Annotated in this window: 22 protein-coding genes and 1 pseudogene; 11 read left to right on the forward strand and 12 right to left on the reverse strand. The window is 74.1% G+C overall.

The window, feature by feature from the left end; genetic code table 11:
- Positions 1 to 380: 380 nt before the first annotated feature.
- Entirely contained in the window at positions 381 to 1,397 is a 1,017-nt protein-coding gene (locus tag ACFYXU_RS28195; protein WP_389460583.1) for a GlxA family transcriptional regulator, read from the reverse strand.
- 75 nt (positions 1,398 to 1,472) lie between these two features.
- On the opposite strand from ACFYXU_RS28195, the gene ACFYXU_RS28200 reads away from it, so the two are divergent.
- A complete protein-coding gene (locus tag ACFYXU_RS28200) occupies positions 1,473 to 2,072 on the forward strand; it encodes a cysteine hydrolase family protein (protein ID WP_389407656.1) in 600 nt (199 codons plus the stop codon).
- Between the two features lie 4 nt (positions 2,073 to 2,076).
- Here ACFYXU_RS28200 and proC read toward each other — a convergent pair whose 3' ends face one another.
- The 5 genes and pseudogenes from proC to ACFYXU_RS28225 all read right to left on the reverse strand — a co-directional run.
- Complete coding sequence (proC, locus tag ACFYXU_RS28205) at positions 2,077 to 2,886, reverse strand: pyrroline-5-carboxylate reductase (protein ID WP_389460585.1); 810 nt, start codon at positions 2,884 to 2,886, stop codon at positions 2,077 to 2,079.
- Positions 2,887 to 2,970: 84 nt separating this feature from the next.
- On the reverse strand, positions 2,971 to 3,708 hold the full coding sequence (locus ACFYXU_RS28210) for an ABC transporter permease (protein ID WP_389460587.1): 738 nt from the start codon (positions 3,706 to 3,708) through the stop codon (positions 2,971 to 2,973).
- A complete protein-coding gene (locus ACFYXU_RS28215; protein ID WP_376515240.1) occupies positions 3,705 to 4,505 on the reverse strand; it encodes an ABC transporter ATP-binding protein in 801 nt (266 codons plus the stop codon). The genes ACFYXU_RS28210 and ACFYXU_RS28215 overlap by 4 nt, the downstream gene beginning before the upstream one ends.
- 71 nt (positions 4,506 to 4,576) lie before the next feature.
- A complete protein-coding gene (locus ACFYXU_RS28220; RefSeq protein ID WP_376515231.1) occupies positions 4,577 to 5,089 on the reverse strand; it encodes a hypothetical protein in 513 nt (170 codons plus the stop codon).
- A gap of 35 nt (positions 5,090 to 5,124) precedes the next feature.
- Positions 5,125 to 5,370: pseudogene (locus tag ACFYXU_RS28225) on the reverse strand (SH3 domain-containing protein); the annotation flags it as partial.
- A 163-nt stretch (positions 5,371 to 5,533) separates the two neighbouring features.
- Here ACFYXU_RS28225 and ACFYXU_RS28230 point away from each other — a divergent pair.
- Positions 5,534 to 7,705 (forward strand): PQQ-binding-like beta-propeller repeat protein, encoded by a 2,172-nt coding sequence (locus ACFYXU_RS28230; RefSeq protein ID WP_389460590.1) that lies wholly within the window; start codon positions 5,534 to 5,536, stop codon positions 7,703 to 7,705.
- 185 nt (positions 7,706 to 7,890) lie between these two features.
- Here ACFYXU_RS28230 and ilvD read toward each other — a convergent pair whose 3' ends face one another.
- The 4 genes from ilvD to ACFYXU_RS28250 form a co-directional block, all read right to left on the reverse strand.
- On the reverse strand, positions 7,891 to 9,744 hold the full coding sequence (gene ilvD, locus ACFYXU_RS28235; RefSeq protein WP_329854632.1) for a dihydroxy-acid dehydratase: 1,854 nt from the start codon (positions 9,742 to 9,744) through the stop codon (positions 7,891 to 7,893).
- A gap of 94 nt (positions 9,745 to 9,838) precedes the next feature.
- Positions 9,839 to 10,450: a TetR family transcriptional regulator gene (locus tag ACFYXU_RS28240; RefSeq protein WP_389460592.1), complete on the reverse strand. Its 612-nt coding sequence runs from the start codon at positions 10,448 to 10,450 to the stop codon at positions 9,839 to 9,841.
- A gap of 73 nt (positions 10,451 to 10,523) precedes the next feature.
- On the reverse strand, positions 10,524 to 11,381 hold the full coding sequence (locus ACFYXU_RS28245; protein WP_376515225.1) for a sugar phosphate isomerase/epimerase family protein: 858 nt from the start codon (positions 11,379 to 11,381) through the stop codon (positions 10,524 to 10,526).
- Between the two features lie 113 nt (positions 11,382 to 11,494).
- The gene (locus ACFYXU_RS28250; protein WP_329854636.1) at positions 11,495 to 12,427 is read right to left on the reverse strand and encodes a Ppx/GppA phosphatase family protein; all 933 of its coding nucleotides are present in this window, start codon (positions 12,425 to 12,427) and stop codon (positions 11,495 to 11,497) included.
- A gap of 131 nt (positions 12,428 to 12,558) precedes the next feature.
- Here ACFYXU_RS28250 and ACFYXU_RS28255 point away from each other — a divergent pair, with 131 nt between their 5' ends.
- Positions 12,559 to 13,356 (forward strand): hypothetical protein, encoded by a 798-nt coding sequence (locus ACFYXU_RS28255; RefSeq protein WP_361405697.1) that lies wholly within the window; start codon positions 12,559 to 12,561, stop codon positions 13,354 to 13,356.
- Positions 13,357 to 13,469: 113 nt separating this feature from the next.
- Here ACFYXU_RS28255 and ACFYXU_RS28260 read toward each other — a convergent pair whose 3' ends face one another.
- Entirely contained in the window at positions 13,470 to 15,251 is a 1,782-nt protein-coding gene (locus tag ACFYXU_RS28260; protein WP_389460595.1) for a hypothetical protein, read from the reverse strand.
- Positions 15,252 to 15,435: 184 nt separating this feature from the next.
- On the opposite strand from ACFYXU_RS28260, the gene radA reads away from it, so the two are divergent.
- Both radA and disA read left to right on the forward strand, forming a co-directional pair.
- A complete protein-coding gene (gene radA / locus ACFYXU_RS28265; protein WP_376515221.1) occupies positions 15,436 to 16,842 on the forward strand; it encodes a DNA repair protein RadA in 1,407 nt (468 codons plus the stop codon).
- 331 nt (positions 16,843 to 17,173) lie between these two features.
- Positions 17,174 to 18,298: a DNA integrity scanning diadenylate cyclase DisA gene (gene disA, locus ACFYXU_RS28270; RefSeq protein ID WP_361405658.1), complete on the forward strand. Its 1,125-nt coding sequence runs from the start codon at positions 17,174 to 17,176 to the stop codon at positions 18,296 to 18,298.
- Between the two features lie 33 nt (positions 18,299 to 18,331).
- Here the strand turns inward: disA and ACFYXU_RS28275 are convergent, their stop codons facing one another.
- Entirely contained in the window at positions 18,332 to 19,189 is an 858-nt protein-coding gene (locus ACFYXU_RS28275) for a hypothetical protein (RefSeq protein ID WP_389460597.1), read from the reverse strand.
- Positions 19,190 to 19,414: 225 nt separating this feature from the next.
- On the opposite strand from ACFYXU_RS28275, the gene ACFYXU_RS28280 reads away from it, so the two are divergent.
- The 6 genes from ACFYXU_RS28280 to cseC all read left to right on the forward strand — a co-directional run bounded on the left by ACFYXU_RS28280 (position 19,415) and on the right by cseC (position 24,785).
- Positions 19,415 to 20,098, forward strand: a complete 684-nt coding sequence (locus ACFYXU_RS28280; protein ID WP_329854641.1) for a phosphatase PAP2 family protein — start codon at positions 19,415 to 19,417, stop codon at positions 20,096 to 20,098.
- Positions 20,099 to 20,131: 33 nt separating this feature from the next.
- The gene (locus ACFYXU_RS28285) at positions 20,132 to 21,058 is read left to right on the forward strand and encodes an A/G-specific adenine glycosylase (protein ID WP_329854643.1); all 927 of its coding nucleotides are present in this window, start codon (positions 20,132 to 20,134) and stop codon (positions 21,056 to 21,058) included.
- A gap of 311 nt (positions 21,059 to 21,369) precedes the next feature.
- Complete coding sequence (locus ACFYXU_RS28290) at positions 21,370 to 21,942, forward strand: SigE family RNA polymerase sigma factor (RefSeq protein ID WP_189803317.1); 573 nt, start codon at positions 21,370 to 21,372, stop codon at positions 21,940 to 21,942.
- Positions 21,930 to 22,676: a hypothetical protein gene (locus ACFYXU_RS28295; protein WP_376515217.1), complete on the forward strand. Its 747-nt coding sequence runs from the start codon at positions 21,930 to 21,932 to the stop codon at positions 22,674 to 22,676. The genes ACFYXU_RS28290 and ACFYXU_RS28295 overlap by 13 nt, the downstream gene beginning before the upstream one ends.
- A 43-nt stretch (positions 22,677 to 22,719) precedes the next feature.
- Positions 22,720 to 23,424: a two-component system response regulator CseB gene (gene cseB, locus ACFYXU_RS28300; RefSeq protein ID WP_329854647.1), complete on the forward strand. Its 705-nt coding sequence runs from the start codon at positions 22,720 to 22,722 to the stop codon at positions 23,422 to 23,424.
- A 44-nt stretch (positions 23,425 to 23,468) separates the two neighbouring features.
- Positions 23,469 to 24,785, forward strand: a complete 1,317-nt coding sequence (gene cseC / locus ACFYXU_RS28305; protein ID WP_361405647.1) for a two-component system sensor histidine kinase CseC — start codon at positions 23,469 to 23,471, stop codon at positions 24,783 to 24,785.
- Positions 24,786 to 24,814 lie beyond the last annotated feature (29 nt).

Genomic DNA, 24,814 nt, shown 5'->3' on the forward strand with positions numbered 1-24,814 from the left:
TTGGCACGCTGTTGAGTTCTCAAGGTGCGGACGCTTCCTTCGTTCCTGTTTCCAGGCCCTCCGGGCGCTTCCTTCGTTTCCGACTCTATCAGATCCTTTCGGCGTCTGATTCCCAGTCAGCGGGATTTGTCTTTCCGGCTGTTGGGCCGTTCCGACGAGTGAGACTTTAGCGGATTCCCTGCCCCCGACGCTAATCGGGCGGCTTGCGCTCAGACCTTCGAACGCGGATTCCTCATTTCGCAAAAACGCACGGAAAGCACGACGGCGCGACAAAGCATCGTCAGCTTCTGTGGATCTTGCGGAATGGCTGTCCGGGGCCGACCGGAGTCGGTGCTCACGTCGGACAACTCGGAGAACATTACGGATGGCGGGGTTCCGTGTCAACCCTGGTCGGTGGGCCCTCCGCTCGCCGGGTGGCGGAAGGCGTGGCGGTAGTCGCGGGGGCTGGTGCCCAGGTGGGAGGCGAAGTGCTGGCGCATGGTGACCTCGCTGCCGAAGCCCGCGCGGCGGGCCACCTCGGGGAGCGGGTGGTCGGTGCGTTCGAGGAGCTTCTGGGCGGCGGCGACCCGCTGGGTGATGAGCCAGTGGAGCGGAGTGGTCCCCGTCGTCGCCTGGAAGTGGCGGGCGAAGGAGCGGGGGGACATGCCGGCGCACGCGGCCAGGCTCGCGACGGTGTGGGGTTCGGCGAGGTGGGCCAGGGCGTGGGCGCGTACGGCGGCGAGGGCGTCGGCGTCGCGGTCGGCGCGGGGCGTGGGGTGCTCGATGAACTGGGCCTGGGTCCCCGTACGGAAGGGGGCGGTGACCATCGAGCGGGCGACCGTCGCGGCGGCTTCGGCTCCGTGGGCCGTGCGGACGAGGTGGAGGCAGAGGTCGATGCCGGCGGCGGTGCCGGCCGAGGTCCAGATGCCCGTGTCCTCGACGAAGAGGGCGTCGGGTTCGACGCGGACGGCCGGGTGGCGGGTGGCCAGGGTGCGGGCCAGGTGCCAGTGGGTGACGGCGCGGCGGCCGTCGAGGAGGCCGGCACGGGCGAGGACGAAGGCTCCCGCGCAGAGGGAGGCGACCGGGGTGCCGGCCGTGTGGGCGCGACGGAGCGCGTCGAGGACGGGGGCGGGGAGCTCGGCGTCGGGGTCCTCGATGCCGGGGACGACGACGAGGTCGGTGGGGGTGAGGTCGTCGATCCAGGTGAGCGGGCGGTCGGGGGTGAGGGTGAGGCCGCCGCGGAGGGGGATGGGGGTGTGGGGGTCGGTGGCGGTCCTGCGGAGTTCGAAGGGCGGGACCCCGCGGGGGGTGCGGTCGCTGTCCCAGACCTCGGTGATGACGGAGATGTCGAAGGCGCGGACGCCGGGGAAGGCGACGAGGGCGATGCGCTGGGGGCGGGGTGCGGGTGTCAGGGGCACGGCTGGCAGTTAACCATCGGTCGCTGTCATTCCTCCCCCTGGGGACGGGGCATTCCCGGCGGGAGGATCGTGGGCATGGAGATCAACGAGAACGCAGCGCTGGTGGTCGTCGACGTGCAGAAGGGCTTCGAGGAGGAGTTCTGGGGGCGGCGGGACAATCCCGGGGCCGAGGAGAACATGGCGGCGCTGATCGACGCCTGGCAGGGGACGGGGCGGCCGGTCGTCCTCGTGCGGCACGACTCCGTGCAGGCGGGTTCGCCGCTGGCGCCGGGGACCGGGGGGAACGCGTTCAAGGACTTCGTCGAGGAGCGGCGGGGGAAGGGCGCGGGGCCCGAGCTGCTGGTGGTGAAGTCGGTGAACTCGGCCTTCTACGGGGAGCCGGACCTGGACGCGTGGCTGCGGGGTGCCGGGATCGGGCAGTTCGTGGTCGTGGGGATCCAGACCAACATGTGCAACGAGACGACCGCGCGGATGGGCGGGAACCTGGGGTACGAGGTGCTGTTCGCGCTGGACGCGATGCACACCTTCGACCTCGCGGGGCCGTTCGGCTGGACGCGGACGGCGGAGGAGCTGACCCGGGCGACGGCGGTGTCGCTGCACGGGGGGCGGTTCGCCCGGGTCGTGACCACGGCGGACGTGCTGGAGGGCGTACGGGAGGGCGCGTCCGCGGTGTAGTCGGTCAGCCGTTGCCGGAGGCGAGCTCGCGGCTGCGGTCGCGGGCCGCTTCGAGGGCGGCGATCAGGGCGGCGCGCACGCCGTGGTTCTCCAGTTCGCGGATGGCGCTGATGGTGGTGCCGGCGGGGGAGGTGACGGCTTCGCGGAGCTTGACGGGGTGCTCGCCGCTGTCGCGGAGCATCACGGCGGCGCCGATGGCGGCCTGGACGATGAGGTCGTGGGCCTGGGCGCGGGGCAGGCCGAGGAGGATGCCGGCGTCGGTCATGGCCTCGACGAGGAAGTAGAAGTACGCGGGTCCGGAGCCGGAGAGGGCGGTGGCGGCGTCCTGCTGGGACTCGGGGACGCGGAGCGTCTTGCCGACGCCGCCGAAGATCTCCTCGGTGTGGGCGAGGTGGTCGGGGGTGGCGTGGCTGCCGGCGGAGATGACGGACATGCCCTCGTCGACGAGGACGGGGGTGTTCGGCATGACGCGGACGACGGGGGTGCCGGGGGTGAGGCGGTCCTCGATGAAGGAGGTGGGGATGCCCGCCGCCGCGCTGATGACCAGGCGGTCGGCGGTGACGTGGGGGGTGAGCTCGTCGAGGAGGCGGCCCATGTCCTGCGGCTTCACGGCGAGGATGAGGATGTCGGCGCGCTTGGCGGCCTCGGCGTTGGTGACGGTGTCGACGCCGTAGCGGGTGCGGAGCTCGTCGGCGCGTTCGGCGCGGCGGGCGGTGACCAGGAGGTTCGCGGGGCGCCAGCCGGCGCGGAGCATGCCGCTGAGGAGTGCTTCACCGATCTTGCCGGTGCCGAGGACTGCGACGGTCTGGGTCATGGGTCTGTTCACCTCGCCGGAGGGGGCCTTTTGGTCATCCTTTCACCGGTGGGGTCCGGGGTGCGTGCGGTGTCCGAGGGGCGGTCAGGCGGTGCGGCGGCGGAGGGTGGCGGCGCCGAGGCCGAGGACGAGGACGGCGCAGCCCGCGACGACGAGGGTGTCGCGGACGAAGTCGCCGGTGACGTCGGGGTGGCGGAGCACCTGGTTCATGCCGTCGACGGCGTACGACATGGGCAGGGCGTCGGAGAGCGCTTCGAGGGCGGGGGCCATGCGGTCGCGCGGGGTGAAGAGGCCGCAGAGCAGGAGCTGGGGGAAGATCACGGCCGGCATGAACTGGACGGCCTGGAACTCGGACGCGGCGAAGGCGGAGACGAAGAGGCCGAGTGCGGTGCCGAGGAGGGCGTCGAGGAGGGCGACCAGGAGGAGGAGCCAGGGGGAGCCGATGACGTCGAGGCCGAGGAACCAGACGGCGAGGGCGGTGGCGAGGACGGACTGGAGGACGGCGACGAGTCCGAAGGCGAGGGCGTAGCCGGTGATGAGTTCGGCTCTGCCGAGGGGCAGGGCGAGGAGGCGTTCGAGGGTGCCCGAGGTGCGTTCCCTGAGGGTGGCGATGGAGGTCACCAGGAACATCGTGATGAGCGGGAAGATGCCGAGGAGCGAGGCCCCGATGCTGTCGAAGGTCTGTGGGCTTCCGTCGAAGACGTAGCGGAGCAGGAAGAGCATCAGACAGGGGACGAGGAGCATCAGGGCGATCGAGCGCGGGTCGTGGCGGAGTTGGCGCAGGACGCGGGCGGCGGTGGCGAGGGTGCGGTGCGCGTTCACGGGCGGGGCTCCTGGTGGGCGGCTCGGTGGTTCGCCGTGTCGACGAGGTGGAGGAAGGCCTCTTCGACGGTGGCCGTGTCGGTGCGGCGGCGGAGGGCTTCGGGGGTGTCCTCGGCGAGGATCTCGCCCTCGCGCATGAGGAGGAGGCGGTGGCAGCGCTCGGCCTCGTCCATGACGTGGGAGGAGATGAGCAGGGTGGTGCCCCGGTCGGCTGCGATGCGGTGGAAGAGCGTCCAGAGGTCGCGGCGGAGGACGGGGTCGAGGCCGACCGTGGGTTCGTCGAGGACGAGGAGCTCGGGGGTGCCGAGGAGGGCGACGGCGAGGGAGACGCGGCTGCGCTGGCCGCCGGAGAGCCGGCCGGCGAGGGCGTCGGCGTGGGCGGTGAGGTCGACGTCGCCGAGGGCGCGGTCGACGTGGGTGCGGCGGTCGTGGCGGTGGGCCCGGCCGGGGAGCAGGACGGCGGCGAAGTAGTCGAGGTTCTGGCGGACGGTGAGGTCGTCGTAGACGGAGGGGGCCTGGGTGACGTATCCGATGCGGGAGCGGAGGGTGGGGTCGCCTGCGGGGCGGCCGAGGACCTGGAGGGTGCCGGTGACGTGGGCCTGGGTGCCGGTGACGGCGCGCATGAGGGTGGTCTTGCCGCAGCCGGAGGGGCCGAGGAGGCCGGTGACGAGGCCGGCGGGGACGGTGAAGTCGAGGCCGCGGAGGACGGGGCGGTCGCCTCGGGTGGCGGTGAGGTGGTGGGCGGTGACGGCTGCGGTGGCGGCTGTCCCGCGGTCCTCGGCCGCCGGTTTATTCATCATGTGATGAATACTGGGCCCGGGGGTGCCGGGCGTCAAGGATCCGGACGTGCGGAGGGGGCGGTGGGTGGTTACCTGCGCTTCGGCTTCTTGCGGGCCGCCGGGTTGCCCGTACGGGTGGACCGGCGCTTCTCGTACTGGGCGACGGCCGTCTCGTACTCCGCGCGGCGCAGCTTCTCGCCGGGGGCCTCGACGAGGCAGCGGGCGGCGTAGGCGAGGAGGGAGCCGATGAAGCCGATCGCCTTCAGGCTGCGCAGGGACTCCTCGCGGGCCGGGTCGGCCGGGCGGCGGACGAAGCCCTCCCAGGTCTTGGCGAAGGCGATGGCGCTGCAGATCGCGAACATGAGGACGACCAGCGTGTTGACGAGGCCGCCGACGTCGGCGATCTGCAGGCCCTGGTAGGCGAAGCGCAGCACGAAGCAGCCCGCGACGGCGGCGGCGAGGGCTCCGACGGCGAGGCCGATGCGGCGCGGCGCGTAGCCGCCGCCGTGGTCGACCCAGGTCGTGCCGAAGAAGCGGATCTCCTCCGGCCGGGGGCCGGTGCCGTCGTGGTGCTGGGCCGGGGTCTGCTCTGCGTCGCTCACAGGGTCGATTATCCCAGGGGCGACGGTGAAGAGGCTCAGGCGCAGCGCGGTGCGACCATGCCGTCGCTGCCCGTGTGGACGTAGGCGTCGGAGACGTACTCGCCCGCCGCGATGTTGTCCCAGATGTTCGTCGTGCCGTACGGGCCGGAGACCCACTCGCCGTACTTCTGGCATGCGATCGCCACGGTGGCTCCCGGTGCCAGCGACCGGACGACCGGGTACTGGGTGCCCGGTCCCGACCGCACGTTGACCCGGTATCCCGGTGCGACCTCGTAGCGCGTGGTCATGGCGTCCTCCCCCTTGGCGCAAAAGCGCTCCGCCGAGTTTCACTCTCCGCGACGCGCAGGCTAGCAAGCCCCACCGACTTCCCGGACGCCATCGACTAGGCTCCGTCGGGTCGCGCGGCTGCGCGCGATGTGACGGGGACTCACACGGGGGTGGGCGATGCCACCGTTGCGCGGCACCGGTTCCGGCCGCGAAGCGGAGGAGCCCGAGTACGCGGGCGACTACCGCCTCCAGGCATGTCTGGGCGCCGGCGGCATGGGCGTCGTGCACCTCGCGGCCTCCGCCTCCGGGCTGCGGCTCGCGGTCAAGGTCGTGCACGCACGGTATGCGGAGGACCCCGAGTTCAGGGCGCGTTTCCGCCAGGAGGTCGCGGCCGCCCGCCGGGTCAGCGGGGCCTTCACCGCGCCGGTCGTCGACGCCGACCCCGATGCCGTACGCCCCTGGATGGCGACCCTCTACGTGCCCGGGCCCACGCTCGCCGACCAGGTGAAGCGGAACGGTCCGCTGTCCCAGGCCGAGCTGCGCCGGCTGACGGCCGGGCTCGCGGAGGCGCTGCGCGACATCCACCGGGCGGGGGTCGTCCACCGGGACCTCAAGCCCAGCAACGTCCTGCTGACCGACACCGGGCCCAAGGTCATCGACTTCGGGATCTCCCGGCCGGTCGACAGCGATCTGCACACGGAGACCGGCAAGCTGATCGGCTCGCCGCCCTTCATGGCGCCCGAGCAGTTCCAGCGGCCCCGGGAGGTCGGGCCGGCGGCGGACGTGTTCGCCCTGGGTTCCGTGCTGGTGCACGCGGCGACCGGGCACGGCCCGTTCGACTCCGACAGCCCGTACATCGTGGCGTACCAGGTCGTCCACGACGAGCCGGACCTCACGGGCGTGCCGGCGGACCTGGCGCCGCTCGTCGCCCGCTGTCTCGCCAAGGAGCCCGTCGACCGGCCGACCCCGGCCGAGATCATGCAGGCGCTGCTGCCGCCCTCGTACGCGGCGGAGGCCTTCATACCGGCACAGCGCCGGCGGCCCGCCCTGCCCGACGACGGCCCCACGCCCGCGTGGGACGCGGACACGCCGGTCCGGGCCGCCGCGCCGGTCCCGCCCCGCCGCGGCCCGCGGATCCCGTCCCTCGCGCGGATCCGGCCCCGCCCGACGATCGCCGTCGCCGCCGCGCTCGCGCTGACCGCGACCGGTCTGTACGCGGCGCTCAGCCGCCCCGCCGACCGCGCCCCCGAGACGCCCACGAGCCCGGCCGAGGTGGCCACCTCCTTCTCCGGCTGGCACACCGCGCTCCAGCAGCACGGTCCTTCCGCCGCGCCCGCCTGCGTGCACGGCCCGGGGGCGCTGTACTGCGCGGCCCGGGGCGTCGGTCTGGCCCGGCTCGACCCGGTGACCGGGCGGATCCTCTGGTCGCGGACGGCGCCCGTCGAGCAGGAGGCGCCCCGGGCGCCGGTGCTCCTCGCGGACGGTCTGATCGGCTCGGCCACTCCGACGGGGCCCCTGCGGGCGTACGCGGCCGGGGACGGGACTCCCGGCTGGACGGCGCGGGGGAAGCTGCCCGAGATCCACCGGCCGGCCGGCTCCGCCGTCGTCCTGGCCGACGGCACCGGCGGCATCCGGGCGGTCGACGCCCGCAGCGGCGAGCAGCTGTGGCGCCACGGCCTGCCCGGCTTCACGGTGCCGCTCGCCGGGCCGTACGACGGGCCGTCCGGTCTCCTCACGGTGTCCGAGACCTCCTTCGACGGCTCGCACACCCGGGTCGGGGCCGTCCGTCCCGCGACCGGCGAGACCGTCTGGCAGCGGAACCTGGAAGGCGACCTCGACCCGCTGGGCCGCACCGGCGACGGCACGCTCGTCCTGGCCCGCCTCTACCAGTCCTCGCTGGTCGACTCCCTGGTCCTGCTGGGACCCGGCGAGGGCGCGGACGCCGCCGTGCGCACGGTGGCGCTGCCCTACCGGATGGACCTCCGGGGCGTCGCCGTGCGCGGGGCCGTCGTCCATCTGCTCGACGCCGACGGGCACCTCACCGCCTTCGACACCGCCGCGCCGAAGGGCCGGGTGGTGTGGGACCTGGAGACGGGCGCCGCCAACGTCTCCGCGCCGGTCCTGGGCCCCGGCGACCGGCTCTACTTCTCCGTCCAGGACGGCCGGCTGCTGGCCGTCGACACCGCGCGCGGGGCGGTCGTCGGCCAGACCAGGCCGCGGCTGCGCAACGGCCGCCTCGGGTACGCGACCCTCGTGCCCGCGCCGCTGGTCGCCGGGGACCGGGTGTTCGGGACGGCGCCGGACGGCTCGGTGTTCGCGGTGGACGCGCGCGATCCCGCGTCCTGGTGACGCGGCCCGGCGTCCGGGTGGGCGGCTGACGTCCGCGTACGGCAGGAGGGGAGCGGCTGACGTCCGCGTACGGCGGAAGGGGGCCGGGCGCCCGAGCACGGCGGGGGAAAGCCCGGACACGACGGAGGGGAGCGGACCACGGGTCCGCTCCCCTCCATCCTGTTCGTCGTGGCTGTCCGCCGGGGTCAGCCCAGCTTCGTCACGTCCCTGACCGCGCCCTTGTCGGCGCTCGTCGCCATCGCCGCGTACGCCCGCAGCGCCGCCGACACCTTGCGCTCGCGGTCCTTCGGCGCGTACACGCCGCCCAGGGCCTCGCGGCGGGCCGCGAGGGTGGCGTCGTCGACCAGGAGCTCGATCGAGCGGTTCGGGATGTCGATGCGGATGCGGTCGCCGTCCTCGACGAGCGCGATCGTGCCGCCCGAGGCCGCCTCCGGGGACGCGTGGCCGATGGAGAGGCCCGAGGTGCCGCCGGAGAAGCGCCCGTCGGTGACCAGCGCGCACGCCTTGCCCAGGCCGCGGCCCTTCAGGTACGAGGTGGGGTAGAGCATCTCCTGCATGCCGGGGCCGCCCTTGGGGCCCTCGTAGCGGATGACGACGACGTCGCCCTCCTTGACCTCCTTGAGGAGGATCTTCTGGACGGCCTCGTCCTGCGACTCGCAGACGACGGCCGGGCCCTCGAAGGTCCAGATGGACTCGTCGACGCCGGCGGTCTTCACGACGCAGCCGTCCACGGCGAGGTTGCCGTGCAGGACGGCCAGGCCGCCGTCCTTGGAGTACGCGTGCGCGGCGTCGCGGATGCAGCCGCCGGCCGCGTCCACGTCGAGGGCCTCCCAGCGCTCGGACTGGGAGAAGGCGGTCGCGGAGCGGACGCAGCCGGGGGCCGCGTGGAACAGCTCGGTGGCCTCGTCGGACGGGGAGCCGCCGCGCACGTCCCAGGTCTCCAGCCACTCCTTGACGGAGGGGGAGTGGACGGCGTGCACGTCCTCGTTGAGCAGGCCCGCGCGGTACAGCTCGCCGAGGATGGCGGGGATGCCGCCCGCCCGGTGCACGTCCTCCATGTAGTACGTGCGGTCCTTGGCGACGTTCGGGGCGACCTTGGCCAGGCAGGGCACCCGGCGCGAGACCTCGTCCATGTCCGGCAGGCCGTAGGCGACCTCGGCCTCCTGGGCGGCGGCGAGCAGGTGGAGGATCGTGTTGGTCGAGCCGCCCATGGCGATGTCGAGGGCCATGGCGTTCTCGAAGGCGGCGCGGGTCGCGATCGCGCGCGGCAGGACGGAGGCGTCGTCCTCGTCGTAGTAGCGGCGGGTGATGTCGACGACCGTGCGGGCCGCGTCCTCGTACAGCCCCTTGCGCGCGGTGTGGGTGGCGAGCAGCGAGCCGTTCCCGGGGAGGGAGAGGCCGATGGCCTCGGTCAGGCAGTTCATCGAGTTGGCGGTGAACATGCCGGAACAGGAGCCGCAGGTGGGACAGGCGTTCTCCTCGATCCGGAGCATGTCCTCGTCCGAGATCGCCGGGTTCACGGCGTCGGACATCGCGTCGACCAGGTCGAGCGTGCGGACCGAGCCGTCCACCAGGACCGCGCGGCCGGCCTCCATCGGGCCGCCCGAGACGAAGACCGTCGGGATGTTCAGGCGCAGGGCCGCCATCAGCATGCCGGGGGTGATCTTGTCGCAGTTGGAGATGCAGATCAGGGCGTCGGCGCAGTGCGCCTCGACCATGTACTCCACGCTGTCCGCGATCAGGTCGCGCGAGGGCAGGCTGTAGAGCATGCCGCCGTGGCCCATGGCGATGCCGTCGTCGACGGCGATCGTGTTGAACTCGCGGGCGATGCCGCCGGCGGCGGTGATGGCCTCGGAGACGATCCGGCCGACCGGCTGGAGGTGGGTGTGCCCGGGGACGAACTCGGTGAAGGAGTTCGCGACGGCGATGATCGGCTTCCGGCCGATGTCCGCGCCGGGTACACCGGAGGCGCGCATAAGGGCGCGTGCGCCCGCCATGTTGCGGCCGTGGGTGACTGTGCGGGACCTCAGCTCGGGCATCGTCGCTCGCTCCTCAGTGATGGGTGTGCTTGCATTCGAGCGTACGCCGACGCTCCAAGATCTGGACAGGGTGTCCGCAATGCGGGACGAGTGTTCAGCTTTCGGTCAGGTAGCGCTGGAGCGTCGGGGCCACCTGCGCCACGATCCGCTCCGGGTCCGCCGAGGCCAGCGGCTCGACCTGGATCACGTACCGCATGATCACGATCCCGATCATGTGGGAGGCGGCCAGCTCCGCGCGGAAGCTCGGGTCCGGCACGTCCAGTTCGGCCGCGATCCGCTCCAGGAGACGGCGCAGCACGAAGGTCCGCAGCACCTTGGCCGCCGCCTCGTGGGTGAGCGCGGAGCGGACGATCGCGAGGAGCGGGGCGCGGGAGGCCGGGTTCTCCCAGACTCCGATGAAGAAGCGGGCGAGCCGCTCGCCGATGGCCTCGCGGGGGCCGCCGAGGATCGCCGGGAGCACCGCCGCGGGCTCGAAGGAGACCTCGACGGCGGCGGCGAAGACCTCGTCCTTGGTGCCGAAGTAGTGGTGCACGAGCGCCGGGTCGACACCGGCGGCCTTGGCGATGCCGCGGACCGAGGTCTTGTCGTAGCCGCGCTCGGCGAACTGGGCGCGGGCCGCCTCCAGGATGCGGGTCCGCGTGTCCGGGCCGCTCCCCTCCCCGGCGCGGGAGGGGCGGCCGCGCCGGCGGGGGGCCGGTTCGGTCATGGGGCGGGGGTCCTGACGGTCGGACGTGGAGACGGAGCGGAAGCCCTGTCGGTGCGACGCGGGGCCGGGGCCGTCACGGGCGCGGGGTCCGCTCGGCGGGGCGGGGGCCCGGGGCGGGGCGGGCGGCGGCGGAGGCGAGGTGGAGCCGGGTGAAGGCGAGGGCCTCCGCGAGGTCGGCCTCGCGTTCGGCGGCGGACATCGCGCGGCGGGTGTTGACCTCGATGACGACGTGCCCGTCGAAGCCGGTGAGCGCGAGCCGCTCCAGGAGCTCGGCGCAGGGCTGGGTGCCGCGCCCCGGGACGAGGTGCTCGTCCTTCGCGGAGCCCCTGCCGTCGGCGAGGTGGACGTGACCGAGGCGGTCGCCCATGCGGTCGATCATCGCGAGGGCGTCGGTGCGGGCGGTCGCGGTGTGCGAGAGGTCGACGGTGAAGTGCCGGTAGTCGTCCTTCGTGACGTCCCACTCGGGGGCGTACGCGAGCATCTCGCGGTCCTTGTACCGCCACGGGTACATGTTCTCGACGGCGAACCGGACATCCGTCTCGTCCGCCATCCGCCAGATGCCGGTCACGAAGTCCTTGGCGTACTGGCGCTGCCAGCGGAAGGGCGGGTGCACGACGACCGTGGACGCGCCGAGCCGCTCGGCCGCCGCCTGCGCGCGCTGGAGCTTGACCCACGGGTCGGTGGACCAGACGCGCTGGGTGATGAGGAGGCAGGGGGCGTGCACGGCCAGGATCGGGACCTGGTGGTAGTCGGACAGCCGGCGCAGCGCCTCGACGTCCTGGCTGACCGGATCGGTCCACACCATGACCTCGACGCCGTCGTACCCGAGGCGCGCGGCGATCTCGAAGGCCGTCGCCGTCGACTCCGGATAGACCGAGGCCGTCGACAGGGCGACCTTCGCATCCGGGATGCGCACCACTGGTTCTGCCACGGGGAACAGGGTACGGGGCCGGGCGGGGGGCCGGAGGGTGCTTCCCGTCACGCCCGCCGCCGCCCCGGCCCTGCGCGAGGGGCTCACGCCCGGCCCCGCCCCCGTGCGGTCCCTCAGTGCTCCGGCAGGTGGTCCAGGCGGCGCAGGATGACGCCCTCGCGCAGGGCCCACGGGCAGATCTCCAGCTCCTCGACGCCGAGCAGGTCCATCGCGCCCTCGGCGACGAGCGCGCCCGCGAGGACCTGTCCGGCGCGGCCCTCCGAGACGCCCGGGAGCGCGGCGCGCTCGGGCACGCTCATCGCGGCGAGCCGCGGGACCCACTCCTCCAGGGACTTGCGGGTCAGGATCCGCTGGACGTAGAGGCCCTCGCCGGAGCCGGGCGCGCCGGCGATCCTGGCCAGCTGCTTGAAGGTCTTGGAGGTGGCCACGACGTGGTCGGGGCGGCCGAAGCGGCTGAACTCGCCGACGGTCCGGGCGATCTGCGCCCGGACGTGGCGGCGCAGGGCCTTCACGTCGGCGGTGTCGGCCGGGTCGCCGGGCAGCCAGCCGGCCGTCAGGCGGCCGGCGCCGAGGGGCAGCGAGACCGCCGTGTCGGGGTCCTCGTCGATGCCGTACGCGACTTCGAGTGAACCGCCGCCGATGTCGAGGAGGAGCAGCTTGCCGGCGGACCAGCCGAACCAGCGGCGGGCGGCGAGGAAGGTGAGCCGGGCCTCCTCCTCGCCGGTGAGGACCTGGAGGTCGACCCCGGTCTCGTCCTTCACGCGCGCGAGGACCGCGTCGGCGTTGCTGGCCTCGCGCACCGCGGAGGTCGCGAACGGCAGCACCTCCTCGCAGCCCTTGTCCTCGGCGGCCAGGAGCGCGTCCCGCACGGTCGCGATGAGCCGCTCGACGCCGTCGGGCGCGATCGCGCCCCGCTCGTCGAGCAGTTCGGCGAGCCGCAGCTCCGCCTTGTGCGAGTGGGCGGGCAGCGGCCGGGCGCCGGGGTGGGCGTCCACCACGAGGAGGTGCACTGTGTTCGAACCGACGTCGAGGACTCCGAGTCTCATGGGCGGAACGCTACTGCGCCCGTCGTCATACGCTTGGTGCTGTGCCAAAGACGAAGAAGGCGAAGCAGGACAAAGACCGCGGCGGCGACGGCGCTGCGAAGGCGGCCAGGAGTGCGCACGCGGCGAAGGCCGTGAAGGCGGTCAAGGTCGGGAAGCAGAAGGGGGGCCCGGCCGGGGAGCCCGACGAGAAGGGCCTCGACTTCGCGCGCGCGTGGGTCGAGTTTCCCGATCCGGCGGACGAGGAGCAGGTCTTCCGCTGTGACCTGACCTGGCTGACCTCGCGCTGGACCTGCATCTTCGGCAACGGCTGCCAGGGCATCCAGGAGGGGCGGGCCGACGACGGCTGCTGCACGCTGGGCGCCCACTTCTCCGACGAGGACGACGAGAAGCGGGTCGCGGAGCACGTGGCCCGGCTCACCCCGGAGCTGTGGCAGTTCCACGGCGTGGGCGCGGAGTCGGGCTGGGTGCAGCTCGACGAGGACGGCGACCGGCAGACCCGCCGCTGGGAGGGGTCCTGCATCTTCCAGAACCGGCCCGGTTTCGCGGGCGGCGCGGGCTGTTCGCTGCACATCCTGGCGATGAAGGAGGGCCGGGAGCCGCTGGAGACGAAGCCGGACGTGTGCTGGCAGCTGCCGGTGCGGCGGACGTACGACTGGATCGAGCGCCCCGACGACTCGAAGGTCCTCCAGGTGTCGATCGGCGAGTACGACCGGCGCGGGTGGGGGCCGGGCGGCCACGATCTGCACTGGTACTGCACGACGGCGACGTCGGCGCACGTCGGCGGCGAGCCGGTCTACGTCTCGTACCGGCCGGAGCTCGTCGAGATGATGGGCGAGGAGGCGTACGGGGTGCTGGCCGGGCTGTGCGAGGCGCGGCTCGCCTCGACGCTGCCGCTGGTGGCTCCGCACCCGGCGGACCCGGTCGCGTAACCGCGCCGGGCCGGGCCGACCGGTCGCCCGGCCACATCCGGCCGGCCCGGTCGCTGAGTCGCCCCGGGCCGACCGGTCGCTGAACCGCACCGGACCGTCCGGTTCCCGGTCGGCTACGACGACGACGGCGGGTCCTCGGGCGACGGGGGCGTGCCCGGGTCGGAGGTCGTGGGCGGGGGTTCCTCGGTCGTCGGGGGCGGGGTGGTCGGCTCCGTCGTCGGTTCGGTGGTCGGCGGCGGGGTCGTGGGCTCGGTCGTCGGCGGCGTCGTCGGTTCCGTCGTGGGCGGGGACGTCGGCGGCGTGGTCGGTTCGGTCGTCGGCGGTGAGGTGGGCGGGGTCGTCGTCGGCGGCAGCGTCGGACGGGTCGCCGTGACCGGCGGGCGCGGGACGACCCGGTCGTCGGGCGGCCGGTGGTAGCCGTCGATCCGGACGATCCCTCCCGAGGGGTTCACGCCCAGGCGCGCGCTCCACGGGCCGACGGGCTCGCGGGCGTGGTCGACGCGGACGGCGATCGTGACGCTCTCGCCGGGGCGGAGCGTGCCGGAGGCCCGGCTCACGTACAGCCAGAGCGCGTCCGTCCACAGGGACCAGTCGACGGGCGAGCCGCCCGAGGCGGTGAGCGTGAGCAGGGTGAGGTCGCCCCGGCCGGCGGCGGTGACCGTGATCCAGCCGGGGGCGGGCTCGCCGGGCCGGGCCGGTGCGGTGGGGCCGCCGGGGCTGACGACCTCGACGGAGACGTCGGGGGCGCGGCCGCCCTGGGTGGAGTCGGGCTCGGGGGTGGTGCGGGCGCTGCCCGCGTTCTCGTAGCGGCCGCCGTCGGGGCCCACCGGTTCGTCCGCCTCGCGCGCGCTGATCCTGGCCCCGTCGTGACCGGCGGTGTCCTCCGTGGAGGCGCCGCGGTAGGAGGTCCACAGGGCGAGGACGGGGGCGGCGACCACGGCGGCGACGACCGTGGTGGTCACCGCGCGGGCCCGCATCCGGTCGCGGCGGGCGACGTGGTCCTTCGGGTCCATGGGGAAGCCGGTCGGCGCGAAGCGCGGGGCGCCGGCCCGCGCGCGCGGGACGTGCAGCATCGCCATGTACGCGGCGGCCCTGGGCGCCTCGACGAGCGGCAGGCGGTCCGCCGGGAGGGCCGTGGCGCCCGGCCAGGGACCGGTGGCGCCGACGCGCTCGGCGGCGCGGCGGCAGCGGGGGCAGTCGTCGACGTGCCGGACGAGCTCGGCGCGCAGGACGGCGGAGAGGAGCACCTGGTGGTCGCAAGTGAGCCGGGCGACGGTGGGGCAGCTGCCGGTCTCGACGACGGCGAGGGCGGCGCGGGTGCGTTCGACCTCGCAGCCGGCGGTGGCGAGGAGTTCGCGGGCGGCGGCCGGGTCGAGGGAGAGCACGGCCGCGACCTGGCGGTGGCTGAGGCCGTGCCGCACGGCGAGCTCCAGGGCCTCGCGCTGCTCGGGCGTGGTGCCGGCGGCCTCGGGCCAGGCGAGGCGGGCGAGCTCGGTGCGGCGGCGTTCGGCGGTCTCCTCGGAGACCCGGGGCGGCTCGGGGGCGGTGACGGCCGGGCGGCCGGTGTGGGCGCCCTGGCGTCTGCGGCGCTGTTCGGCGAGGCTGCGCAGGCAGGCCCAGCGGGCGAGGGCGTACAGCCAGGCCGTGCGTCCGTCCTCGTCGGAGGGGCAGCGGCCGTGGTGGCGTTCGGCGACGGCGAGGACGTCACCGAGGACGGCGGTGGCCGTGTCGTGGTCGCAGAGCACGGAGAGGCAGTACGTGAAGAGGCCGTCGAGCGCCGCCTCGTAGCGGGCGGGGGGACGCCGGCCGAGCGTGCGCGGTCCCTGGCCCGTGGCGCGGTGCGCCCGGTGTGCGCCGGTGGTGCGTGCGGGGGAATCCAGCCTGCTGCTCGTCACTGGGCGACCGTAGGCAGCGCGGGGGGCACTTTTCGTACCGGTTGCTCCATTCTCATTCTTACGGGTGAAGGTATCGCTCGAAGGGGGACAGGAAGCGGGTGTTTCCGTCGCCCACTGTGCCTTCGGGTGTCCCCCCTGTGGAGGACGGCGGCCGTTGTCGGTGGCGGCGGATACGGTGTGGCCCATGGCTGCCCGTACGAAAACCGCCAAGGACCGGCCGTCCTACCGCTGCACCGAGTGCGGCTGGCAGACGGCCAAGTGGCTCGGCCGCTGCCCCGAGTGCCAGGCCTGGGGGACGGTCGAGGAGTACGGCGCGCCCGCCGTCCGGACGACCGCCGCCGGCCGGGTCTCCACCGCCGCGCTGCCCATCGGGCAGGTCGACGGCCGGCAGGCGACCGCCCGCTCGACCGGCGTGGACGAGCTGGACCGGGTGCTCGGCGGGGGCCTGGTGCCCGGCGCCGTGGTGCTGCTCGCGGGCGAGCCGGGCGTGGGCAAGTCGACGCTGCTGCTGGACGTGGCCGCCAAGGCCTCCAGCGACGAGCACCGCACGCTGTACGTCACGGGCGAGGAGTCCGCGAGCCAGGTCCGGATGCGCGCGGACCGGATCGGGGCGCTCAGCGACCATCTGTACCTGGCGGCCGAGACCGATCTGTCGGCCGTCCTCGGGCACCTGGACGCCGTGAAGCCCTCGCTGCTGATCATGGACTCGGTGCAGACCGTCGCCTCGCCCGAGATCGACGGCGCTCCCGGTGGCATGGCGCAGGTCCGTGAGGTGGCGGGCGCCCTCATCCGGGCGTCCAAGGAGCGGGGCATGTCGACGCTCCTCGTCGGCCACGTCACCAAGGACGGGGCCATCGCCGGTCCCCGGCTCCTGGAGCACCTGGTCGACGTCGTCCTGAGCTTCGAGGGCGACCGGCACGCGCGCCTGCGGCTGGTCCGGGGCGTGAAGAACCGGTACGGGGCGACGGACGAGGTCGGCTGCTTCGAGCTGCACGACGAGGGCATCACCGGGCTCGCCGACCCCTCCGGGCTCTTCCTGACCCGGCGTGACGTGGCCGTGCCGGGCACCTGTCTGACGGTCACCCTGGAGGGCAAGCGCCCGCTGGTCGCCGAGGTGCAGGCGCTGACGGTGGACTCGCAGATCCCCTCGCCGCGGCGGACGACGTCGGGCCTGGAGACCTCCCGGGTCTCGATGATGCTGGCGGTCCTGGAGCAGCGGGGCCGGATCAGCGCGCTGGGCAAGCGGGACATCTACAGCGCGACCGTGGGCGGGGTGAAGCTCACCGAGCCCGCCGCCGACCTGGCGATCGCGCTGGCGCTGGCCTCCGCGGCGAGCGACACGCCGCTGCCGAAGAACCTGGTCGCGATCGGGGAGGTCGGGCTCGCGGGCGAGGTGCGGCGGGTGACGGGCGTGCAGCGGCGGCTCGCCGAGGCGCACCGGCTCGGCTTCACGCACGCGCTGGTCCCGGTGGACCCGGGGAAGGTGCCGGCGGGGATGAAGGTGACGGAGGTGGCGGACGTGGGGGACGCGCTGCGGGTGCTGCCGCGCAGCCGCCGCGGCAAGGCCGCCGAGGAGACCCCGAGTCACTGACGGGGCCGGGCCGCGGGTGCTGCCGCGCGCGGGCCCGGGCCGGGCGGCCGCCTCGCGCGGGCCATGGAGACGTCGGACGCGGGCACGTCGGAGCGTCGGGCCGGGCCGCCCCGTCGGGGTGTGCGTGTGCGTACGGCGCGGGCGGGCGCGCGGGCCGGATGCGGGCGCCGGTACGGCCCGCGCCGGGGCGCGGGCACGGCTCGGGAGCGACCGGGTGAAGGGGTCCGGCCGTGCGGAACGGACCCGCGCGTCGCATCAGCGAACCCCCGGCGGAGCGGTGTCGCTAGACTTTGCCCTGGTCTCGCCCATCCGTACGAGCCGGAGGAGAGCAGTGGCAGCCAAGGACGGGGCAACAGGTCCTGGAAAGTCCGGCGCGGGCTCCGGCAACGAAGCGCTGATGCGCGCCGCCCTGAGCGCGGTCGCGCCGGGTACCGCGCTGCGCGACGGCCTGGAGCGGATCCTCCGGGGGAACACGGGCGGTCTCATCGTCCTCGGCCTGGACAAGACGGTCGACTCGATGTGCACCGGCGGGTTCGTGCTGGACGTCGAGTTCGCCGCGACGCGCCTGCGCGAGCTGTGCAAGCTCGACGGCGCGCTCGTCCTCGACAAGGACATCACCAAGATCCACCGCGCGGGCGTGCAGCTGGTGCCGGACGCCTCCATCCCCACCGATGAGACCGGCACCCGCCACCGCACGGCGGACCGGGTCTCCAAGCAGTGCAACTTCCCGGTCGTCTCGGTCTCCCAGTCGATGCGGCTGATCGCGCTGTACGTGCACGGTGAGCGCCGGGTCCTGGAGGAGTCGGCGGCGATCCTGTCCCGGGCCAACCAGGCGCTCGCGACCCTGGAGCGGTACAAGCTGCGGCTCGACGAGGTGGCCGGCACGCTCTCCGCCCTGGAGATCGAGGACCTGGTCACGGTCCGGGACGTCACCGCGGTCGCGCAGCGGCTGGAGATGGTCCGCCGGATCGCCACCGAGATCGCCGAGTACGTGGTCGAGCTCGGCACCGACGGACGGCTCCTGTCGCTCCAGCTCGACGAGCTGATCGCGGGCGTGGAGCCGGAGCGGGAGCTGGTGGTCCGGGACTACGTGCCGGAGCCGACGGCGAAGCGTTCGCGGACCGTCGCCGAGGCGCTGACCGAACTGGACGCGCTCACCCACACCGAGCTGCTCGAACTTCCGGTCGTGGCGCGGGCCCTCGGCTACAGCGGCTCCCCCGAGACGCTCGACTCGGCGGTCTCGCCCCGCGGCTACCGGCTCCTGGCGAAGGTGCCCCGGCTGCCGGGCGCGATCATCGAGCGTCTGGTGGAGCACTTCGGCGGGCTCCAGAAGCTGCTCGCGGCGAGCGTGGACGACCTCCAGACCGTCGACGGCGTCGGCGAGGCCCGGGCCCGCAGCGTCCGCGAGGGCCTGTCGCGCCTGGCGGAGTCCTCGATCCTGGAGCGCTACGTCTGATCCCCGGCCCGCGGCACCCGCCGCGGGCCGCTCTCAGTCCTTGGCGAGCCGGAACGAGGCCGGGAGCACCTTGGCGCCCGGCACCGTCGCCTCCACGAGGTAGGTGCCGGGGCCGGCCTGGCCCGGCGGGACGCTCGCGCAGTTCGGGGCGCTGCGGGCGCGGTTCCACTCGACGGTGTGGGTGAGGGTGGTGTGCGCGGGGACGCGCAGCAGGAGCGGGTTCCCGGGCCGGGGGCAGTCGGCGGTGGACCAGACCTGGTCGTCCCGGTCGTCGCTGATCGTCAGGACCGCGGCGCGGGGCCCGAAGTCGGCCTTGCAGGTGGTGTCGGAGGTGTTCTCGGCGACGAGGTGGAAGCGGGGCTTCTCGTCCGCCTCGTAGGTGACCTTGGTGGAGCGGAGCGTCAACCGCAGTGCTCCGGCGGGGCAGTTGGGGAGGGCGGAGCCAGCCGGGACCTGCTGGCCGGCGCCGGTGCCCGCGCCGCCGTCGCCACCGGCCCCGTCGGTGTCGCCGTTCTTGCCGGTACCGGTGCCGGCGGTGCCGGAGTCGGCGCCCGCGTCCGTACCGGAGCCGGAGCCGCCGTCGGAGCCCGCGCCCTCGTCCGTACCGGAGCCCGCGGAGCCGCCGTTGTCGCCGGAGTCGCCCGACTCGTCGCGCCCGCCGGGCTTTTGACTGATCGCCGGGCCCGAGCCGGTGGGGCCCGGGGTGATCGAGGGCGGGGTGGGAGACGCGCCGTGGGCGCCGTCGTCCGTCTTCTTCCCGCCGCCGTCACGGGAGGTGAAGACCCAGGCGGCGAGCAGTGCGAGAAGCGTCACCAGGCACAGCGCCACCGCCCTCCGTCGCCAGTAGATGGTGGAGGGAAGCGGCCCGACCGGATTGCGCAAAGATCCCACGACCCGAACCTTACGAGAGATCCGGCCCAACTCCCGCCCCACCCGCCGCTGGAGAGCGCAAGTTTTGCCGATGATCACATCCGTCGGGTGCGGGAACTTTTCCCGCATCCCTGCCGGAAACCGTAGGGAACCGGCGCGAATCGCCGGCCTCCGGCGTTCGCCCGGGGTCGTTCCGGCCGCCGGCCCGGGACGGCGGACTCCGGATTCCGGTTAGCGTCATGCACCATGGACACCCTTCTCGACCTCTCCGACCGTCTGTATCTCGACGTCGCCGACTTCGCCCACTCCACGCCGCACTGGTTCCAGTGGCTCGCCGAGGTGTGGACGGAGCTCGGGCTGCTGCTCTTCGGTGTGCTGTTCCTCGCGGGCTGGTGGCGTTCCCGGGAGGGGTCGAGCCGGGTGATGGCGCTGGCGCTGCTCGCCCCGGTCGCGACCGGCTTCGGTTACGTGGTGAGCGAGGCGGCGAAGTCGCTCGTCGACGAGGAACGGCCGTGCCGGGCCGTCGCCGGTGCGCCCGTCTCGCTGGTCGCCTGCCCGCCGCACGGCGACTGGTCCTTCCCCAGCAACCACTCGGCGATCGCCGGGGCCGCCGCGATCGCGCTCGCGCTGTCCTGGCGCGGGATGGTCTGGCTGACCGTGCCGATGGCGCTGCTCATGGCCTTCTCCCGGGTCTTCGTCGGTGTCCACTACCCGCACGACGTGACCGTCGGTCTGCTGCTCGGCGCCCTGGTGGCGTTCCTGGTGATGCGGCTCGCCGAGCGGCCCGTGCGGTCGCTGGTGGAGACGGCCCGGTCCAGCAGGAGCTCGGCCGTCCTGTGGTGCGCGGGGCGCGGGCCGAGTGCGCACGCCTCCGCGCATGCGCCCGCGCACTCCGGGCGACGCTCTCGCGCGCGCCACGGCGCGTACTGATCACGCCCCGGACGTGCCAGGATCGGGGGTGCCATGACTTCCATCGACACTCCCCCGACGCCCGAGGCCCCCGTCGACCCGGCGCTCCCCGCCGAGCTCCACGGGCCCGTCCTCGCCTGGTTCGACCGGCACGCCCGTGACCTGCCCTGGCGCCGCCCCGAGGCCGGTGCCTGGGGCGTCATGGTCAGCGAGTTCATGCTCCAGCAGACCCCCGTCGTCCGGGTCCTCCCGGTGTACGAGCAGTGGCTGGCGCGCTGGCCGCGCCCGGCCGACCTGGCCGCCGAGGCCCCCGGCGAGGCGGTCCGCGCCTGGGGACGGCTCGGCTACCCGCGCCGGGCGCTGCGGCTGCACGCGGCGGCCGTCGCCATAACGGAGCGCCACCACGGCGACGTCCCCCGCGACCACGGGCAGCTCCTCGCGCTGCCCGGCATCGGCGAGTACACGGCGGCGGCGGTGGCCTCCTTCGCGTACGGACAGCGGCACGCGGTCCTGGACACCAACGTGCGCCGGGTCTTCGCGCGGGCGGCGACCGGCGTCCAGTACCCGCCGAACGCGACCACGGCCGCCGAGCGGCGGCTCGCCCGCGCCCTGCTGCCGGGGGACGAGGCGACGGCGTCCCGCTGGGCGGCCGCCTCGATGGAGCTGGGCGCGCTGGTGTGCACGGCGAAGGGCGAGGACTGCGGGCGCTGCCCGATCGCCGACCGGTGCGCCTGGCGGCTGGCGGGGAAGCCGGCGCACGACGGTCCGCCGAGGCGGGGCCAGACGTACGCCGGGACCGACCGTCAGGTGCGCGGGCGGCTGCTCGCCGTGCTGAGGGACTCGACGGAGCCGGTGCCGCAGGCGGCCCTGGACGCGGTCTGGGACGAGCCGGTGCAGCGGGCCAGGGCGCTGGACGGGCTGGTCGCGGACGGTCTCGTGGAGCCCCTGGACGGCGACCTGTACCGGCTGCCGCTGTCCTGAGCCCGGGGCCGGGGGGTCCGGGCCCGCCGCCCGCCGTCGCGGGACGGGCCCGGACCGCCCGTCACGGGCCGGGCGCCGTTCCCGGACCGCTCGTCGCCGGACGGGCGCCCGGTCCGGACCGCTCGTCCCGGGGCGGGCCGCCCTCCCCGGGTCCCTGCCGCCGAAACCCTTTACTCCCCCGCTGTTACACAACCGATGGGTAGCCGTGCGTCCACCGACGGCTGCCCCGCACAGCCCCGTGACAACCGCTCCGTAGCGTCATCGACGACACGAGGAACGAAGCAGGTCACGGGGATTCGGAGGCGGTTCGGATGAGGCACGGCGAGGTGCTCGACTTCGAGGAGTACGTACGCACGCGGCAGGACGCGCTGCTGCGCAGCGCCCGCCGTCTCGTCGCCGACCCCGTCGACGCCCAGGACCTCCTCCAGACGGCTCTGGCCCGTACGTACGGCCGCTGGGACGGCATCGCCGACAAGTCCCTCGCCGACGCCTACCTGCGCCGCGTCATGATCAACACCCGCACCGAGTGGTGGCGCTCCCGCAAGCTCGAAGAGGTGCCGACCGAGCAGCTGCCCGACGCGAGCGTCGAGGACCCGACCGAGCAGCACGCCGACCGCGCCCTCCTCATGGACATCCTGAAGGTCCTCGCGCCGAAGCAGCGCAGCGTCGTCGTCCTGCGGCACTGGGAGCAGATGAGCACGGAGGAGACGGCGGCGGCGCTCGGCATGTCGACCGGTACCGTGAAGTCCACGCTCCACCGCGCGCTCGCCCGGCTCCGTCAGGAGCTGGAGAGCCGTGACCTGGACGCCCGTGCCCTGGGCCGGACCGGGGAGCGGACGACCGTACGAGGCGACGAAGGGGGTCGGGAGCGGTGCGCGGCCTAGACGGCGAACCGGACGGCAGACCGTACGAGGGCCTGCGCGGAGCGAGCGGCGGCGACGACCGGTACGGGACCGGGCGCCGCCGCCCTCGGCGTACGGTCCAGGCGGCGAGTGCCACGGCGACGGCCGGGCTCGTCGCCGTCGGTCTCTCCCTGGCCGCCTGCTCCACCGGCGGGACGGGCTCCCGGGACGAGGGCGCGGCCCGGACGGACGGGGTCGCCGCCGCGGCGCCCACCCCGTCGGCGTCCGCCGACGAGGGGCAGCGGTCGGCCGAGCGGGTGGACCCGATCGCGCTCCTGAAGGCCGACCCGAAGATCGGCGAGCGGCTCAAGGGCGATCTGAAGCCGTGCGTCGCGGACGCCTATCCGGTGGACGCCTCCTACGGGAACCTCACGAACTCCACCTCGCCGGACGTCGTGGTCAACGTGATGACGTGCGGCGACGCGGTGGGCATCGGCACGTACGTCTACCGCAGGGAGAGCGACCGGTACGAGAACGTGTTCATGGCCGAGGACGCCGCCGTCTACGCCACGATCGACCGGGGCGACCTGGTCGTCACCAAGCAGGTGTACGCGAAGGGCGACCCGGTCGCGTACCCCTCGGGCGAGGACGTGATCACGTACCGCTGGTCGGGGAACAGGTTCACCCAGCACGACTGGGTGCACAACGACTACAGCCGGGCCGTCGGCGACGGCGAGGGCACCGAGCCCGCGCCGAGCGCGCCCCCCGCCGACTGAGCCGTGGACCGAGAGAACGCACCGACCCGGAAGGGCACGCACGATGGCCGAAACCCATGTCCTGTTCGTCGAGGACGACGACGTCATCCGTGAGGCCACCCAGCTCGCCCTGGAGCGGGACGGCTTCCGGGTGACGGCCATGCCCGACGGGCTGTCCGGCCTGGACGCCTTCCGGGCGCAGCGGCCGGACATCGCGCTGCTCGACGTGATGCTCCCGGGCATGGACGGGGTCAGCCTCTGCCGCCGCATCCGCGACGAGTCGACGGTGCCGGTCATCATGCTGTCGGCGCGCGCCGACTCGATCGACGTCGTGCTGGGCCTGGAGGCCGGGGCCGACGACTATGTGACGAAGCCCTTCGACGGCGCCGTCCTGATGGCCCGCATCCGGGCCGTGCTGCGCCGCTTCGGGCACGCGGGGGGTCTCGGCGCGGGCGAGCGCGGGGACGAGGCGGGGGCCGGCGGCGGACTGCTCTCCTTCGGCGACCTGGAGGTCGACACCGAGGGCATGGAGGTCCGCAGGGGCGGGGAGCCGGTGGCGCTGACCCCGACCGAGATGCGGCTGCTCCTGGAGTTCTCGTCGGCGCCGGGCACCGTGCTGTCCCGGGACAAGCTCCTGGAGCGGGTCTGGGACTACGGCTGGGGCGGTGACACCCGGGTCGTGGACGTCCACGTGCAGCGGCTGCGCGCCAAGATCGGCCAGGACCGGATCGAGACCGTGCGCGGCTTCGGCTACAAGCTCAGGAGCTAGCCCGGCATGATCGACAAGACACCCCGTGAGACGGGTCCGTGCCGGTGAGGCCGCTCCCCCTGCGGACCGGGGTCCGGTGGAAGATCGCCGTCGCCATCGCGGCGGTCGGCGCGCTCATCGCGGTCACCCTGAGCATCGTCGTCCACAACGCCGCGCGCATCTCGATGCTCGACAACGCGCGCGAGGTGCAGATGGAGCGGCTGCTCTTCGCCCAGCGGATGTACGAGACGTCGAAGCCGAAGGAGCCGCGCTTCGGCACGAAGATCAACGATCCGTCGCTGCCGGACCAGCTCGACCAGCTGATGCGGGACAAGCGGCGCGGGACCTTCGTGCAGGAGCACCGGCACGGCGGGCCGCCGGACGTGTGGGCGGCCGTTCCGCTCGCGAACGGCGACGTGCTGTCGCTGCACATCCCCTTCGCCGACCGCAGCGCGACGATCATGAGCGATCTGGACCGGGCGCTGGTCATCGGCTCGGTGTCGGTGGTCTTCGGCGGCTGCGCGCTGGGCGTGCTCATCGGCGGCGGGCTGTCGCGGCGGCTGCGGAAGGCGGCCGTCGCGGCCGGCCGCGTGGCCCAGGGCAACACGGACGTGCGGGTGCGGGAGGCCGTCGGCGGAGTCGTACGGGACGAGACGGACGACCTGGCCTGGGCGGTGGACGCGCTGACGGACGCCCTGAACGAGCGGATCGAGGCCGAGCGCCGGGTCACGGCGGACATCGCGCACGAGCTGCGCACGCCCGTGACCGGGCTGCTGACGGCGGCCGAGCTGCTGCCGCCGGGGCGGCCGACCGAGCTGGTGCGGGACCGGGCGCAGGCCATGCGGACGCTGGTCGAGGACGTCCTGGAGGTGGCCCGGCTGGACAGTGCGTCGGAGCGGGCCGAGCTCCAGGAGATCGCGCTCGGCGAGTTCGTGGAGCGGCGGGTGCGGGCCCTGGATCCGGAGGTCGTCGTCCGGGTGGTGCACGAGTCCTGGGTGAACACCGATCCGCGCCGTCTGGAGCGCGTCCTGGGCAATCTCCTCGCGAACGCGGCCAAGCACGGCAAGCCACCGGTCGAGGTCACCGTGGAGGGCCGGGTGGTCCGGGTCCGTGACCACGGTCCCGGTTTCCCGGAGGCGCTCCTCAAGGAGGGCCCGAGCCGGTTCCGTACGGGGACGAGCGACCGCGCGGGCCAGGGCCACGGCCTGGGCCTGACGATCGCGGCGGGCCAGGCGCGGGTGCTGGGTGCCCGGCTGACCTTCCGGAACGTGGCCTCGGAGGGCGCGCCCGGCGGGGTGGGCGGCGCGATCGCGGTGCTGTGGCTGCCGGATCACGCGCCGACGGCCACGGGCAGCTTCCCGGTGCTGCGGCCGGCGGAGTGAACGACGGTGGGGCCGGTCCTGGAAAGGAC

The sequence above is a fragment of the Streptomyces sp. NPDC002232 genome (genome assembly GCF_042890295.1).
Classification (GTDB): domain Bacteria; phylum Actinomycetota; class Actinomycetes; order Streptomycetales; family Streptomycetaceae; genus Streptomyces.